Origin of the sequence: Paenibacillus tarimensis, assembly GCF_021532315.1 — a bacterium.
Classification (GTDB): domain Bacteria; phylum Bacillota; class Bacilli; order Paenibacillales; family Paenibacillaceae; genus Paenibacillus_I; species Paenibacillus_I tarimensis.
This window is the reverse complement of record NZ_JAKGAO010000015.1, coordinates 1-17,711: the sequence shown is the minus strand read 5'-3', so window position 1 is coordinate 17,711 and position 17,711 is coordinate 1. Positions and strand designations below refer to the sequence as shown.

General features: G+C 55.6%; 5 protein-coding genes. All 5 read left to right on the top strand.

What is annotated here, in order from left to right; translation table 11 throughout:
* The first annotated feature begins 365 nt into the window (after positions 1–365).
* Entirely contained in the window at positions 366–1,253 is an 888-nt protein-coding gene (locus tag L1N82_RS17000) for an ABC transporter ATP-binding protein (protein WP_235288658.1), read from the top strand.
* Positions 1,246–2,844 carry an ABC transporter permease gene (locus L1N82_RS16995; protein ID WP_235288657.1) on the top strand — a complete coding sequence of 533 codons (1,599 nt, stop codon included), beginning with the start codon at positions 1,246–1,248 and terminating at the stop codon, positions 2,842–2,844. Before L1N82_RS17000 ends, L1N82_RS16995 begins: the two co-directional genes overlap by 8 nt.
* Before the next feature lie 494 nt (positions 2,845–3,338).
* Positions 3,339–7,910: a non-ribosomal peptide synthetase gene (locus tag L1N82_RS16990; protein ID WP_235288656.1), complete on the top strand. Its 4,572-nt coding sequence runs from the start codon at positions 3,339–3,341 to the stop codon at positions 7,908–7,910.
* 27 nt (positions 7,911–7,937) lie between these two features.
* Entirely contained in the window at positions 7,938–11,045 is a 3,108-nt protein-coding gene (locus L1N82_RS16985; protein ID WP_235288655.1) for a cyclic peptide export ABC transporter, read from the top strand.
* Positions 11,046–11,097: 52 nt separating this feature from the next.
* On the top strand, positions 11,098–17,711 hold a 6,614-nt coding region (locus L1N82_RS16980; RefSeq protein WP_235288654.1), incomplete at its 3' end, for a non-ribosomal peptide synthetase.

The window sequence follows — 17,711 nt, the reverse complement described above, 5'->3', positions numbered from 1 at the left end:
ACGGCCGGTTGACCATCGCCGGCGGTCCGGGCAAACCTTCATGGTCCTACACACGTAATGATTACTTCCACATCAGTCCCGCACAGTGCTGCTGCCTGTATTCCCTGGAAGCGCAGCATACCCGAACGAACGACCACACCATCGATTAATCATACATACCCGCAGCTTTTGAATAATTCAGCAGACCCTAACCTAACGTTACAGACCCCTTACCCGAACGGTATACAGCACTCGAGCGCAGCATCCGAAACTGTGTATGCTGCGATATTTCATCAGGCAATACGAATCATTTGCACGCATAGATGCTTCTGTGAGCTTCACGGTTCTACGGAGCCGTTTACTTTGGAGAGGAGAATGATAGGAAGATGGAGCTGGCAATCAATCAGGTGAGCAAGCAGTATAAGGGCAACTTCTGGGCATTGAAGGACTTCAATTTGCATTTGAAGCCCGGTGTGTTGGGACTGTTGGGGGAGAACGGGGCCGGTAAGTCAACGCTGATGCGCATTATATCCACGATCACGGACCCGACGAGCGGTACCGTTAAGTGGAATGGCGAAGATATCTCCAAGAAGCCTAATGAGCTGCGCAGAGTTCTCGGATATCTCCCGCAGGATTTCGGTGTTTATCCTAATCTGAACGCGGTGGAGTTCCTGGAATATATTGCGGCTATAAAAGGAATCAGCAAGCGGACGGCTAAGAAGCGGATAGATGAGCTTCTGCAGCTCGTCAATCTGACCCATGCCCGCAAGCGGGCAATCGGAGGCTTCTCCGGCGGGATGCGTCAGCGCGTCGGTATCGCACAGGCACTGCTCAACGACCCGCAGATCCTGATCGTCGATGAGCCTACGGTTGGTCTGGACCCGATCGAACGCGTCCGCTTCCGGAACCTGTTGTCCGATCTGTCGGGTGAGCGGATTATCATTTTCTCCACCCATATCGTCTCGGATGTGGAAGCGACAGCCGGCAGCATTGCAATCATATCAAAGGGCAAGCTGATGCATCATTCCGACCCCGATGCCCTATTGCAGACGGTGGAGGGCAAGGTGTGGGAGGTAATCGTCTCCGACCAGGATGTGCAGGCGATGCGCAAGCAGTGGATCATAAGCGGCACCATCCGCAGCAGCAAGGGGATGCAGGTCAGAATCGTGTCAGACACGAAGCCCGCTGCGGACGCAAGGCTGATCACACCCGCTATGGAGGACGCATACCTATACTGTATTTCCGACAGCCGGGGAGGAAGCCGGAATGACTAGCTTTCGCTCCCTTTACCACATCGTCCGGGCGGACTTTTATGAACGGGCACGCAGCTACGGGTTTCTGGTTACTATTGTTCTGACTATTCTGGCGGCCTACTTCTTTGTGCCGTTCACAGATGCTAAGTACGGCGTCGTCATGATCAACGAGCATCGTGGAGTGTACAACTCTGCCTGGATCGGCGCTACGGTCGTCATGTCGACGGTAACAATTCTCAGCCTGATTGGCTTCGCGCTGGTGAAGAACGCCATTGACCGCGACCGGATGACGCGGGTGGGGCAGATTATCGCCACAACCCCGATCAGCAAGTTCGGCTACCTGTTCGGCAAGTTTGTGAGCAACTTTATCGTACTGGCCATCATCGTGCTCATCGCATTCCTGGTATCGATCGCCATGCAGCTGATCCGCAACGAGGACACGGTGATCCAGCTGATGGATCTGCTGCTGCCATTCGTTCTGGTCGCTCTTCCGGTCATGGCGCTAGTGGCGGCGCTGGCCGTATTGTTCGAGTCGACACGCATTCTCAGCGGCGGTGCGGGTATTATTATTTACTTCTTCCTCTGGTCTCAGGTCTTCCTGAACTATGGCGTTACTGTACAGCTTGGCAATCTGGCCCTCAGCAGTCCCATGGGACTGGAGGTATTCTATGACAGCATGATCGATACCTTCCGTGAGCAGAAGAATGTTACAGGCCCTGTGGAACGGGCAGACGGTATTATTGAGCTGGACCGCCCGCTGGAAACCTTCGTCTGGGGCGGCGTGGACTGGACAGGGGAAATTGTAGCCGGCCGTCTGGCCTGGGTTGTAATCGCACTAGCCGTTGTGCTGCTGGCGGCACTGGTATTCAGAGGCTTTGACAAGGTGATGACCAAGGAATCGTTCGATCTCTTTAGTATCTTCAAAAGGAAGAAGAAGGGCGGCAAGGATGAAGGGTGGGAATCTAGCGGCGGCTTGTCAGCCAAGGCCCTGTCCGGCATATCGCTGCAGTTCAGCTTCTTCAACCTGCTGCGATATGAGCTTTGGCTCATGCTGAAAGGGCAGAAGTGGTGGTGGTATCTGGTTGCAATTCTGTTCATTGCAGGCGACCTGCTGCTGCCGCTGGAGATGGTCAGAAGCATGCTCGGCCCGCTTACCTGGGTATGGCCGATTCTGATCTGGTCCTCTATGGGCGTCAGAGAGCTCCGCTTCAATACACGCGATATCGTATTTTCCAGCATGCACCCGCTTGAGCGTCAAATCCCTGCGACCTGGTTTGCAGGTTTCATCATTGCGCTCCTGACGGGAATCGGATTTGGTCTGAAACTGCTGCTTGAAGGCGATTTGGGCGGATTGTTCGCCTGGTTCGTAGGGGCCATGTTCATCCCTTCACTTGCCTTGGCTTTAGGTATATGGACGCGCACGAATAAAACCTTTGAAGTGGTACTGCTGGTCATGATGTTCGTAGGTGTAATGAACCAGCTGCAAGTGTTCGACTTTATGGGAAGTATGGCTTCATCGCCCGAGAAGGGCTTGCCGTTCATCTATTTAATCGTCACAGCGGTGCTGCTGGCGGCGGCGGTAATGGGAAGGCGCAATCAATTACAGCGTTAAGGCTGCCGAGCGATATGCCGTTTCCCCGGAAAAGGAGATCCATCATCAAATCTGTAACAGATGTCGTTTGGTGAAAAAGCGGAAGCCGGTATCGGACATGAGTCATGTCTGGTACCGGCTTCTTCTGTTATTTTGTCATTTTTAGAAGTAGAAGAAGATCTTTGGAAAATAAGACCGGAAGACTATCCCCTTCAATTGAGATATCCGATATATTTTTACAAGTATGATGATTAGTAATTGAAAAAAATTAATGAAAAAACAACATGTAATTTATTTTTTATTAATATTTTTCTTTATTAATTATTAATACAATAAGTCAGTTGTTTTAACAAAACTGTGAAAAGATTATTACATAACCTCATAACAACCCCATAACAACATCAGAGTATGCACAGCAGGAATCTGTCCGATTCTATTACGAACATAGATCCGATGCTGTTTTTTTTGTTGCGTCGGCTCTCACATACTGTTTCTTTTTGGAGGAGGAACCGGCGGTGGAAGCGGCAGTTGAGAATCAATTGTTTGAGCTTACGCATGCTCAAAAGCGAATCTGGTATATGGAGCAAATATACAGTGGACATGCTTTTCACAATTTATCCTTCCTGGTTCGATTCCAAGGGTTGATTCAGGAGCAGGCCCTTGAGCAGGCCATCAATCATTTTGTCCGTCAGCATGCCGCAATTAGGTACAGAATGGTTGAGCATCAGGGTGATGTGCGCCAATACGAAGAACCCTTTCAGCCGTTCCCGGTCGACCGTTTGGATTTGAGCCGCACCTTGAACCCCGCCGACGAATTTGTGCTGTGGGCCGAGCAGGAGGCATCCCGCCCGTTTGCCTTGACTGAAGAGCCGCTGTTCCGCTTCGTTATCGCCCGTTTAAGCGACGAAGAGAGCGGAATGTATGTCAAAATTCATCATATTGTGGGAGATGGATTCTCCTTCCAGTTAATTGTTGATCAGCTGTACGGCTTTTATGAGCATTATGCGTCGTCGTCTGGGAGCAGCGATGAGCTGGACTTCCCCGATTATTATGGCTATATCAGCCAGGAGCAGGCATATCTGGAGTCAGGCAGATTCCAGAAGGACAGGACATTCTGGCTGGAACAGTTCGCAAGGCTGCCGGAATGGACGGCGGCGAGCTCGAACCGCCTAGAAGGCCGAAGGCGTACCTTCTTTCTGAGCCAGGAACAGACCAGCCGCGTGAAGGAATGGATTAAGCGTCATAACAGCTCGATTAATACCTTGTTTACTTCGCTCTTTATGATTCATATGCATAAGTTCTATGAACAGCATGACCTCGTGATCGGCACCCCGGTATCCAACCACACGATGAAATTCAAGCAAGTGTTTGGCATGATGACCAGCACGATGCCGCTCCGGCTTCACATTGACGATGAAGCCATGGCAGCAGCCGCCTTTATCCAGAAGGTGGACCGTCAGCTCCAGAAATGCTACAAGCACCAAAAGTACCCCTACGATCTGCTAGTCAATGAACTGGAACTCAAAAAACATGACATTGAACAGCTGCTTCCCTTCTCAGTCAACTACTATCACTTTCAACTCAACCAGGATATTGCGGGTATTCCTACGCTTCCGCAGGAGATATACCCGGGCTCGCAAATTTACTCGCTGCAGCTGGTGATTTCGGAATGGCATCCGAAGCGCGGTTTGCAGATGGATTACGATTACAAGACCGCCGACTACTCGGAAGAGGATATTGGCCTGCTGCACGAGAGTATCCTTACGCTGCTGGAGCAGGCTTTGTCGGCGCCGGACACCCCGCTGTCGGAGCTTAGGCTGCTCAGCAAGCCGCGCGAGGAGGAGCTTGTTTACAGCTGGAACAGCCGGGGGGCTGACTATCCGCAGGACCGCACGGTCGTTCAGCTCTTCGAGGAGCAGGCCATTCGTACACCGAAGCGGATTGCGGTTGAATGCGGCGGCAAGGCTTGGACCTATGAGGAGCTCAACAAACGCGTAAACCGGATGGCGGCTTACCTGCGCAGGCAGGGCATCGGCCGCGGGAAAATCGCTGCTATAATGGCCGGGCATTCCGCGGAAACCGTAACAGCCATTCTTGCAGTTCATAAAGCGGGAGGAGCCTATGTCCCTGTTGACCCGGCATACCCCGCGGAACGGGTGCAGTATATGCTCGATACCGCAGAAGCGGCAGTACTGCTTACAGACATGGCCATGAACACAGACATATCCTACAGCGGGCCGGTTATTCGGCTTGATGACGACAGCCGGTTCGCAGCGGAAAGTGATGCCAACCCGGAACCGGTAAACGAGCCGCGGGATCTGGCCTATGTTATCTTCACCTCCGGCTCTACCGGCAGGCCGAAGGGAGTCATGATTGAGCATCAGGGCCTGACCAATTATATCTGGTGGGCCAGGAAGGTATACACCGGTGCGGACGGCATAGAGGTATTCCCGCTATATTCATCGCTCGCCTTCGATTTGACGGTTACATCGATCTTTACGCCGCTTATCGCCGGACACCAGATTATGGTCTATCCGGACGATGAGCATGAATTTGTCCTATACCGCATTCTGCGGGATAACCAGGCCACCATTATGAAGCTAACGCCTTCGCATCTTGGCCTGTTCCGGGACATGCGTCTTGATGGCTGCTCAGTCACTAAATTAATTGTAGGAGGAGAGGATCTCAAGGTCGCACTATGCCGGCAGATCCACCAGCAGCTTGAGGGGAATGTTCGCATCTTCAATGAATATGGGCCGACGGAAACCGTTGTAGGCTGCATGATCCATGAGTTTGACTCAGAACGGGACCAGGGTGCCTCAGTGCCAATCGGGGTTCCGGCGGATAACGTGCAGATCTATGTGCTTGACAGCCGGCTGCAGCCAGTTGGCGTTGGGGCATCTGGCGAAATGTACATCTCCGGTGATGGGGTGGCGCGGGGCTATATGAACCGGCCGGATCTTACGGAGGAGCGTTTCCTGCCCAATCCATTTATTCCAGGACAGCGCATGTACCGCACCGGTGACCTCGCCAGATTTGGGGCAGACGGCAAACTTTACTATCTGGGACGGACGGACCACCAGGTCAAAATCAGGGGCTACCGGATTGAGCTCGCCGAAATAGAGAAGCAGCTGCTTCTTCACCCGGGTGTGAAGGAAGCGGTTGTGATTGATCTTGAGGATGAGAGCGGCAGCAAGGCGCTGTGCGGCTATATTGTTCCCAGGGTTGAGGACGGGGTGGCAGCTATCAGCCCGGTAGCAGTCCCGGCTATGGATAGCGAACTGCGCGGCTGCTTGGCGGCTGAGCTGCCGCAGTATATGATTCCGCAGCACTTCGTATATCTGTCAGAAATTCCCCTTACCGTTAACGGCAAGGTGGACCGTTCCCGTCTTCCGCAGCCTGCCCCTGCCGCCGGCGGCACAGAAATGGTGGATGCTTGCTCGCCGCAGGAGGAGGCTCTCCTTCTGGCAGTAAGGGATGTGCTTGGCAGCCATGAGCTGGGGCTTGGCCATAACTTTTACCATGCGGGCGGCGATTCGATCAAGGCCATACAAATTTCCTCCAAGCTTGCGGAGCGGGGTTACAGGCTGAAGGTCAAGGATATGCTGACCTCTCCGCTGCTCATTGACATGGCACGCAGGATGGAGGCGGTCCAATCCCTGCAGCCGGCAAGGCAGCAGCAGCCGTGCAGCGGCACAGTGAGACCGGTTCCAATCACGTCCTGGTTCTTCGCACAGTCCTTCAGCGAGCCGCACTATTATCATCAATCCTTCCTGCTGCGCCTCAAGCATCAGGTGGCGGGGGGCCAGCTGCGAGCGTGGCTGGCAGCGCTCATCGAACGCCATGACAGCCTGCGCCTGAATGTTAATCTGCAGCGGAAGGAGTTATTTTACAACGACCGGCACAGAAGCCAACACCTTGTGAAGCTGCTCACCGAAGTGGATTTAAGCGGTCTGCCATACGAAGAGCAGACAGCGGCTATCGAGGACATCAGCCGCCAGGTGAAAGCCTCGCTTGATCTTCAGCATGACCTGCTGTTCCGCGGCTGCTTGTTCCAGCTTGGCGAAGGGGAGCAGAGACTGCTGCTGACCGCGCATCATCTAGTCATAGACGGTGTATCGTGGCGGATCCTGCTGGAGGATATGCAGCGTATCATGGGCGGGACTGGTTCCGGCCAGGAGATTAGGTTTGGACCGAAGACAACCTCTTACCAGGAGTGGGCGGAAGCCCTTAACCGGTTGTCAGAGGCTGAGCCGCACAAGAATGAAGAGGCCTGGACGCGGGAACATTGGTCCGGGCAGCTGCATCCGCCCGTTCACATTCCCCTCGACAGGACAGACGGCGGAACCCTGATGGGAGAGTGTGATACTGTGCGTATCACGTTCGGCGAGACAGAGACAGCGCATTTGACATCAGATGCTAACAAGCCATACCAGACCCGTACACTGGAGCTGCTGTTATGTGCCCTAACCCGTTCGCTAACCCGCTGGACTGGCGGGGATGAGGCCGTCGTGATGCTGGAGGGCCATGGCCGGGAGGATGTGCTGGACAACATCGACTTGTCGGAAACAGTCGGCTGGTTTACTACAATGTATCCGGTACGTCTCCGCCGGGAAGGCGAGGATCTGGGCTCACAGATCAAGTCCTGCAAGGAGCAGCTTCGCCGGGTCCCGCATAACGGCTTCTATTACGGCATCCGTCATTACATGCCGCCCCGCACAGCGGATGTGGCGAAGGAGAGGCAGCTTGTCCGGTTTAACTATCTCGGCGAGCTGGACCGGGCGTTTGATACCCCGTACTTTGAACTGGCCAGTGAGAGCCACGGGCCCGACACGGGAGAAGGCAACCCGTTAACCTGCCTGATTGACATGAATGCTTATATAACCGGCGAAAGGCTGAAGCTGGATATCGGGTACAGCACCGGCCAATTCAGGCCGGAGACAATCCGATATTTTGCGGAGCATTTGGAGCAGGGCCTAAGGGATATTATCCGGCACTGCGTTCATACGGACCAGGTAGATTTTACGCCATCCGATTTCGAGACGGTAAACATTTCGCAGGAAGACCTGGACTTGTTGTTTGAGTAAGGAATCGTTCATAAGAGGAGTGTTAGCGTGAAATACCTGAGGTTAACCGGAAGCATGCTGCTGGCCGCCATTCTGCTGGCTTCGGCCCTGCTGACGGCAGGGGCGGGCAGCTCCGTATCTGCCGCATCGGCGGCTGCAGCTGTGCTGCCAGCGGAGATGACGGCAGATATCGAGCATGAGATTAAGCGGTTTATGGACCAGGGCCAAATCCCCGGTATGTCCGTTGTCATCGTCCGGGGAGAGGATGTTGTCTACAGCAAGGGGTTCGGCTTTGCGGACCAGGAGGCGGGGCGTCCTGTAACGGACAGCACATTCTTCGAGCTTGGCTCCACAAGCAAAGCTTATACAGCTCTTGGTGTGCTGAAGCTGTCTGATGCCGGGCTAATCAAGCTGGATGAACCGGTCCAGACCTATCTGCCGTGGCTTGAACTCACCTACGAGGGTGAGAAGCAGGCGGTAACCCTGAGGCAGTTTTTGCATCATACCAGCGGTATCCCTTTCAAGACCATTGACGATATACCGGCTCTAAGCGGAGACGATGCACTGGAGAAGACGGTCCGTACGCTGGCAGGCATAGAGCTGGAGCATGAGCCGGGCAGCCGGCACCTGTACGCGACCATCAACTATGACGTTCTTGCCCTGGTGATCGAGAAGGTTACCGGCCAGAGCTTTGAGCAGTATATGTACAGTGAAATTCTGCAGCCGCTGGGCTTAAATAACACCTACCTGTTCCGGCAGGACGTGCCCGAGGGCGGAATGGCTACGGGCTATAAGCTGCAGTTCTTTGGTGAATCAGCGTATGATGCACCGGTCTACCGCGGCAACACAGCCGCCGGCTACGTCATCTCGAATGCCGGCGATATGGCGAAATGGCTGAAGATTCAGCTCGGAACAGCCGAGCTGACGAAGCAGCAGCTGAAGCTCGTCAACCGCTCCCATATGCCGAACCGCAGCATTCAGCCGAATGCCGACGGCTCATCCTATGCTATGGGCTGGTCCGTGTACCAGGACGGCGGCGGAGAGCTCTCTCATGATGGCAGCAACCCGAATTTCTCTTCGTATGTCGGCATCCGGCCGGGGGAGAAGGTTGGCGTAGCCGTGATGGCCAACATTAATTCAACCTATACCATTGCCGCGGGCCAAAGCATTCTGAACGTGATGATCGGCAAGGCTCCGGTTGAACGGGCAAGCGATATGTTCAAGGATCTGGACCGGACCTCGGCAGCCGTTATATTAATTGCGCTGCCATTGGCACTGCTTACGTTGGGCTTCTTCATCCGCTCAATCGCTGAAGTGTTCTCCGGGCGGCGCAGGTGGAAGAACAGAGGCTGGACGGGAGTGGCCGCGATTGCTGCCTCTCTGCTGCTGCTGGGACTGTTCGGCTACTGTCTGTATCTGGTGCCGGATGTGCTGTTCTCGGAGCTGTCCTGGGATTTCGTCCGTGTATGGGCGCCGGACAGCCTGTACTATGCCATTCTGTCCATCGGCGCTTCTGCCGTGCTGTTCTTCCTGTACTCGCTGTTTACGTATTTCATGGCGAAGCCGAACGACAAGGCGATTTTTAATCTTGCGATTCTAAGCATATTCAGCGGACTCGGCAATGCCTTTATTATCTTCACCATCAACGTGGCTCTTGGAAGCAATGAGCGGGAATTTCAGAGCAACCTGTTTATTTTCTTCACACTTGGCATCTTGGTCTATATTGTCGGACAGCGTATTATCCGCACGAATCTCGTTTCAATTACCAATGATATTGTCTACAACAAGCGGATGGAGCTGATCGGCCGGATACTGAAATCCCCTTTTTACAAATTCGAGGAGATTGAGGGGGGCAAGATTCACGCGGGTCTGAACAACGATACGGAGACGATCAGTGATTTTGCCAATACCTTCATTACCGGGGTTACGAGCCTGATCACCCTGATCTGCTGCTTCGTCTACCTCGGCATAATTAACTGGATGGGACTGCTTGCAGCGCTGGGCATTATTGCCCTCTGCGTGGGTCTTTACATCGTGGTCGGCATGTCGGCCAACAAGCTCTGGGGGGAAACAAGGGACATTCAGAATGTCTTTTTCCGCTACATTAACGACCTGGTACAGGGCTTTAAGGAGCTGAGCATGGACCGCAGAAGGCGGCGGGAATTCCATGCGGATATTCAGGAGAGCTGTGAAACCTACCGTGACAAGCGCAAGCAGGCCGAGTTCAAAATCGCGGGCGCATTCGTCGTCGGGGAGCTGCTGTTCACCCTGGTAGTCGGCAGCATTGCCTTCCTGTTCCCGCTGATGTTCCGGTCCATTGAAATGGATGCTGTGCGCAGCTATGTGTTCATTTTCCTCTATATGATGGGGCCGATTCACTCCATACTGAACGCGGTGCCGAATGTGATCCAGATGCGGATCAGCTGGAACCGGATTAATGATCTGATCAAGGAGGTATCGGCGGTCGAGACCGTCGAGACCGAAGCGGGCCGGGATGCGCATGCAGGCCCTGTTCATATTGAGCTCCGCAACCTGTGCTACAAATACGGCGGGGAGAATGGGGAAAGCTTCTCGGTCGGCCCGATTAACTATGAGTTCCGTTCGAACGAGGTCGTGTTCATTACAGGGGGCAACGGCAGCGGCAAGTCAACGGTTGCCAAGCTGATTACCGGCTTGTACGTGCCGACCTCCGGGGAAATTTTGCTGAATGGCAGCAAGGTGACGGCCGCCGAGCTCGGAAGCTGCTTCTCAACTATATTCAGCGATTTCTACCTGTTTGAGAAGCTCTATGGCGTTGATGTCCAGGCTAAGCAGCAGGATATTGAGCGGTATCTCAAGCTGCTGAAGATTGACGGGAAGGTTGCGGTCCAGGACGGGAAATTCAGCACGATCAAGCTGTCCACCGGGCAGCGGAAGCGGCTGGCGCTGCTGCTCAGCTATCTGGAGGATAAGCCGGTATGCCTGTTTGACGAGTGGGCGGCAGACCAGGACCCGGAATTCCGGCGCTTCTTCTATGAATCGCTGCTGCCCGAGCTGAAGCAGCGCGGCAAGTGTATTATCGCCATTACCCATGATGACCGGTATTTTGAGCTTGCCGACAAGATGATGAAGATGGAGTTCGGTATGGTAATGCAGCTGGAGGCAGCCGCCGTATAGAGGGTTTGGCTGAATATATCATTAAGGTTTTTCTATTGGAGGGTCCCGGAGCATGGCAGTCATGAAGCTGGAGAAGACGAATGTAGAGGATATTTTGCCGCTGACGCCGATTCAGCAGGGGATGCTGTTTCATTATCTCAGCGAGCCGTGGAGCGGGCATTACATCGAGCAGCTCAGTCTGAGCCTAGCAGGAGACATCAATGTTACGCGGCTGAAGGAGGCATGGCAGTCTGTCTGCATGAACAATGAGATGCTGCGTACGGTGTTCCGCTGGGAGGGGCTCGATAACCCGGTCCAGATCGTATTGAAGAGCAAGGAGCTGCAGGTGGCGGTGCATGACTGCACGATGCACAGCGGAGAGCAGCAGGAGCAGGCCGTACGGGAGATCAAGGAAGCCGATTTGGCGCAGAAATTTGACCTGCGGCACGAGGTAATCCGGATTAATGTCTGTCTGACGGGACGAGAGAGCTGTGAGCTCATCCTCTCCAACCATCACATTATCTATGACGGGTGGAGCACAGGCATTCTGCTCCGTGAGTTCCTCGACTGCTACGACCGGCTGGCGGCGGGGCTTGCACCTGAGCGTCCGGCTAACAAGAGCAGCTTCAAGCAGTACGTTCAGTGGCTTGGCAGGCAGGACAAGGAGGCAGGGCTGCGTTACTGGCGCAAGGAGACAGCCGGCCAGGACAGCCTCTCCCTGCTTCCGCAGGAACCGGGAATGAAGAGTACGGCAGGAGCGGATGAGGGCGGCTATGCTGCGGCTTATGTCTTTGACTGTGCGGGCCTTCTGGCAGAGCCGGTAGAACAATGGGCTGCCCGCCATGAGGTAACGGCGGCGGCGGTGTTCTATACCGTGTGGGGACTGCTGCTCAGCAGGTACAACCGCCAGCATGAGGTGCTGTTCGGCACCACGGTATCGGGCCGTTCCGGAGAGATTCCCGGCATGGAACAGTCGGTCGGATTATACATTAATACACTGCCGCTGCGTGTAAGCTGCGAAGCCGGCGATACGCTGCTGGATGTGGTGAAGCGGGTGCATAACCGGTTGATCGAGCGGCAGGAGTACGAATATGTCGCCCTGCAGGATATTATGGCGGACCGCAAGGAAAGCGGCGGCGAGCTCTTTCAGTCCCTTGTCGTAATGGAAAATTATCCGCTCGACCGCGTGCTGAACACGGCCGGACGGGCTGTGCGAATCGCCTCCTACCAGATGCATGAGCGAACGCATTATGACTTCACCGTACAAATTACCGCCTTTGGCGGCGAGGAGCCGGTAGTGCAGTTTACCTATAATGAAGCGCTGTTCAGCAGCCGGACGGCCGTCCGGATCGCGGGTCACTTCCGGCATGTGCTCAGGCAGCTGACAGAAGGCCCGCAGCTTGAGGTATCTCTCCTTGAGATCGTACCGGAAGAGGAGAAGACGAGGCTGCTGCAGGAGTTCAGCTTCGGTGGCCGGACGGATTGTATTGAGGAGGGGGCCGTGTCCGCAGCACCCTGTCTTCACACCGGCCTGGAGGTGCAGGCTGCCCGGCTGGAGGGAAGAACTGCGCTGGTGCATGACGGCGGAAGCCTTACTTATGGCGAGGTGAACCGGCGGGCGAACCAGCTTGCGAGGAAGCTGCAGGGGCTCGGTATCACGCGCGGTACTGTTGCCGCAGTCCGAATGCACCGCAGTCCGGAGATGATCATCGGACTGCTGGCAATCCTTAAGGCGGGAGCGGCTTATCTGCCGATTCTGCCCGAATTTCCAGCTGAACGCGCCGCTTATATGCTCGAAGACAGCGGGGCGTCACTCGTGCTGACTCACCGGATGGCTTCTGGGGAAAGCACTGCTGCCCTGCCGGAGGACATCAGGGTGCTCTGCCTGGATGACCAGGCGCTGTACGAAGGAGATTCCTCCGATCCCGGCGCTCCTGTCAAGGGGGAAGATCTGGCTTATATCATCTACACCTCCGGCTCCACGGGTCTGCCCAAGGGTGTAGCGGTGGAGCACCGCAGCGCACTCAACACACTGCAGGCTATGCAGCGGATTTGCCCGCTTGGGGAAGAGGATACTTACCTGCTTAAGACGACCTTTACCTTCGACGTCTCGGTCTGCGAGCTGTTCGGCTGGTTTTTTGGGGGCGGCAGGCTGGCCATTCTTGAACCGGAAGGCGAGAAGGAGCCGGCGAGATGGATGGCGGCTATCCGTTATTACGGCGTGACGCATGTCAATTTTGTCCCTTCACTGCTGGCCTTCATGATGCAGGAGCTGCCGGACCAGCAGCTTGAGGACCTGCGTTCGCTGCGTTATGTGATGGCTGCCGGGGAGGCGCTAAAGCCGTCACTGGCTGAAGCGGTGCATACACGTCTCCCGCATGTTAGGCTGTTCAACCTTTACGGCCCGACTGAAGCGGCGATCTATGCGACCTGGCACGAGGTGGAGCGGGGCGGTTTGAGAGCTTCCAGTGTGCCGATCGGCAGGCCTGTCGACAACATGCATATTTATATCCTCGACCACGAGGGTATGCTCTGTCCGGAAGGTGTTCTGGGCGAGCTGTGCATTGCCGGTGTCGGCGTGGCGAGAGGGTACCTGAACCGTGATGATCTGACGGCGGAGAGGTTTATGATTGATCCGGTGGGACAAGCCGGACGCATGTACCGCACAGGCGATTTGGCCAGATGGCTGCCGGACGGCACGATTGAATACGGCGGCAGAACAGATTACCAGGTCAAGGTAAGAGGGTACCGGATTGAGCCGGGCGAGATTGAAGCCTGCCTGGCTGCCCATCCTCTCGTTTCGGAAGCGGTGGTCATTCACCGAATTAACAGTCAGGGCGAGGCCTACCTCTGTGCATTCTTTACGGCCGAGCAGCCGCTGGATACTGCGGAGCTGAGAGCCTATGCTTCCCGGGAGCTGCCAGCCTACATGTTACCGGCGTACCTGGAACAGCTGCCGGAGCTGCCGCTGACGCCGAGCGGCAAGATCGACCGGAAGGCGCTGCCCGAGGTGGTTCTACAGCCTGGGAGCTCGTCCGGCTATGAAGCGCCGGTTACCGACGTGCAGGGTATTCTGGTGCAGGTATGGGAAGAGGTGCTGGCTACCACAGGTATTGGTATCGGCCATTCCTTCATTGAGCTGGGCGGAGATTCAATCAAGGCCATGAAGGTGGCATCCCGCTTGATGAAATACGGCTATCAAACAGAGATTAAACATATTTTGCTGCACCCGACAATCCGGAATTTAAGCCCTCATGTAACGCGGATACGGCAGCAGGCCAGCCAGAAAGCAGAGGAGGGCATTGTCAAGCTGACCCCGATCCAGGAGCTCTTCTTCCGGCAAGTGAGGACGGACCGCCATCACTTTAACCAGTCCTTCATGCTCCATGCGGAGGAGAGGCTCGATATATCCTGTCTTCGCGGGGCGCTCGATGAGCTTACCCGTCATCACGACGCGCTGCGAATGGTATTCCGCATTCATGACGGCAGAGTTGAGCAGATGAACAGGCCGGTTGAGAGCGGCGGATGTGATTTTGCCGTGGTCAGCCTTATTGGGAGTCCCGAAGCGGAAGCCCAAATGACAATGCTTGCGGATGAGTGCCAGGCGAGTATGAATCTGGAGAATGGGCCGCTGATGAAGGCCAGATTGTTCCAGACAGACAGGGGCGACCATCTGCTGTTAGTCATCCACCATCTCGTCGTAGATGGTGTGTCATGGCGGATTATTATGGAGGACCTGGCAGCTGCCTATATGCAGCTTGTCACAGGTAAGGCAGTAGATCTCGGACAGCGTACGGCGTCCTTCCGGCAGTGGTCGGAGAGCCTGCATGCTTATGCTGCCTCGGAACGCCTGGCGGCCGAGGCGGATTATTGGCGGATTGTTGAGGGGACGCCTGTACAGCCTCTTCCTTTTGTCGACCGTACGGCTGGCGGAGCTTCTAACCGAATGGGCGATACCCGAATGCTGACCACGACGCTCACGGAGAAGCTGACAAGCAGCCTGCTGCATGATGTGCATGCCGCTTACCACACGCAGGTTGAGGACTACCTGCTGGCGGCGCTGGGTTCCGCATTTAAGCGGGTAACCGGGCTTGACCGTCTGCTTCTCCACCTTGAAGGACACGGGCGGCAGGAGGTTATTCAGGAGCAGCCCGTACTTCGGACGGTAGGCTGGTTTACGTCCATATATCCGGTCATTTTAGAGCTGTCCGGCCTGGATTATGACCGCTATGAAGAGGCGCTGCCCGGCCATATCCGGCAGGTCAAGGAATCCCTGCGGCGGATTCCGCATAAGGGGATCGGCTACGGGGTGCTGAAATACTTATCCCCTCCCGAGCTTCGGGAGAAGGTACCGTTCCGGCTTCAGCCGGAGGTAAGCTTCAATTATCTCGGACAGTTTGACGATGACCTGCGGCAGGGTCCATTCGCCATGTCCCAAGTGTCGCCGGGGCGGGAAGCAAGCTCCAAGCTTGAGAGGCAAGCGGTTCTGGAGATTTACGGTATGGTGAAAGGCGGCTGTCTGGAGCTGAACTGGATGTATAACAAGCATCTGGTTCCGGAAGAGGTTATGCAGGAGCTGTCCGGCCGTTATCTGCAGGAGCTGCAGATGATGATCGAGCATGGACAAGCTGTGAAGCAGGCCCGCCGCACGCCATCGGATTACCCATATGCCGCTCTTAGCATGGCGGAGCTGGATGCTCTCACGGACCATCTTCGCGGAAGGCAGCAGGAGCTCATTAATCTATACAGGTTGTCCCCGCTGCAGGAGGGGCTGCTTTTCCATGAGAGACTGGACCCTGATTCCAGCGCGTATGTGCAGCAGATCGCACTCCGGGTAGCAGGTACTCCGGACGTTCAGCGTCTGGACCGGGCCTTGCAGGAGCTGTTTGCGCGGTACGAGGCGCTGCGCACGCAAATTATATATGAGCAGGTAAGCAAACCTCATCAGGCTGTGCTTGAGCAATTGGTGTCCCCGGTCAGGGTAATGGATCTGCGCAGTCTGCCGGAGGAGCTTGAGCAGGATCATGCCATAGCGGACTATATGAAGGCTGACCGGATACAAGGCTTCCGGCTGGACGGAGATCCGCTGCTCCGGGTAACCGTCTTCCTGCTTCGTGATGACAGCTGGCATCTGTTATGGACCTACCATCACATTATAATGGACGGCTGGTGTGCCGCCTCGCTGTTTAAGCAGCTGTTTGCGCTGTACCGGAACGGAGACAAATCCGACCTTGAACCGGCTGCTCCTTACGGGCGCTATATGGAATGGCTTGATGGCAGAAACCGGGAGGAAGCGCACCGCTTCTGGAGCGGTTATCTTGCAGGCTATGAGGGACGGGCAGGATTCCCGCGCAGCTCCGCAGCTCCTTCTTCGTATGAACCGGGCGAGCTGCAGCTGCTGCTGTCCGCAGAGCTGACCCGGCGGATGGAGGAGACGGCACGGTGCCATGATACCACCTTGTATACCGTATTTCAGGCTGCATGGGCCATTATGCTGCAGCGTTACAGCGCCAGCGGAGATGTAATATTCGGCTCGGTCGTATCGGGGCGCTCGCCTGAGGTAGAAGGCATCGAGCATATGGCGGGACTGTTCATTAATACCGTTCCGGTGCGGGTCCGCGCGGAGGAAGGCGACCGGTTCTGTGATCTGCTGGACCGGCTGCGGAGAATGAATGCGGAGGCGAGCGCATATGAATACTGCCCGCTGGCGGAGATTCAGTCTCTGGCGGATGTGAAGCAGGGGCTGGTCAACCATCTGCTGATCTTTGAGAACTACCCGCTTGATATGGAAGCCATTCAGGGAACAGGCGCTGAAGAGCAGCTCGTAATCCAGGATATTCAGGTGGTGGAGCAGACCAGCTATGACCTCGATGTGACGGTCATTCCGGATGAACATTTGCAGGTGAAATTCGGCTTCAACAGGCAAGTCTACGACCAGCAGCTGGTGGAGCAGCTGGCAGCTCATCTGCAATATATAGCTGAACAGGTTACGGCAAGTCCGGATATGGCTGTGCATGCGATCGAGCTGATGACGGAGGAGGAGAAAAAGCGGCTGGCTGTGTCGTTCAACGCGACAGACGCGGAGCTGCCGCAAAAGACCGTTCATGAGCTGTTTGAGGCACAGGCGGCACGGCTACCTGAGGCGGCTGCCGTACTGTTCGGCAAGGAGCGGATCAGCTATGCCGTGCTGAATAAGCGTGCCAACCGGCTGGCCCGGTACCTGCTTGCGCAAGGGGCGGGCAAGGAAGAACTGGTGGCGATAGTCATGGACCGTTCACCGGATATGCTTACAGCGATTCTGGCCATATGGAAAGCCGGCGGCGCTTATGTGCCGGTTGATCCGGGGTACCCGGCTGCGCGGCAGCAGACAATTATCCGCGAGTCGGGCGTCCGCTTCCTGATCGGAGACTCTGAATCGGTTGGGGGCCTTGGAGCAGAAATTCTGTCGATGCGCCTGATTCTGCTCGACCTGGAAGAAGCGGAGATCGCCCGGGAACCGGAAGCCAATATCGGACTTCAGATCAAGCCAAGCCAGCTGGCGTATGTCATCTACACCTCCGGTTCAACCGGGAGGCCGAAGGGCACGATGATTGAGCATGCGGGCATGCTTAATCATATCCTGGCGGAGATCGAGGAGCTGGATATTAAGGAAGGGACGGTGCTGGCGCAGAACGCCAGCCACTGCTT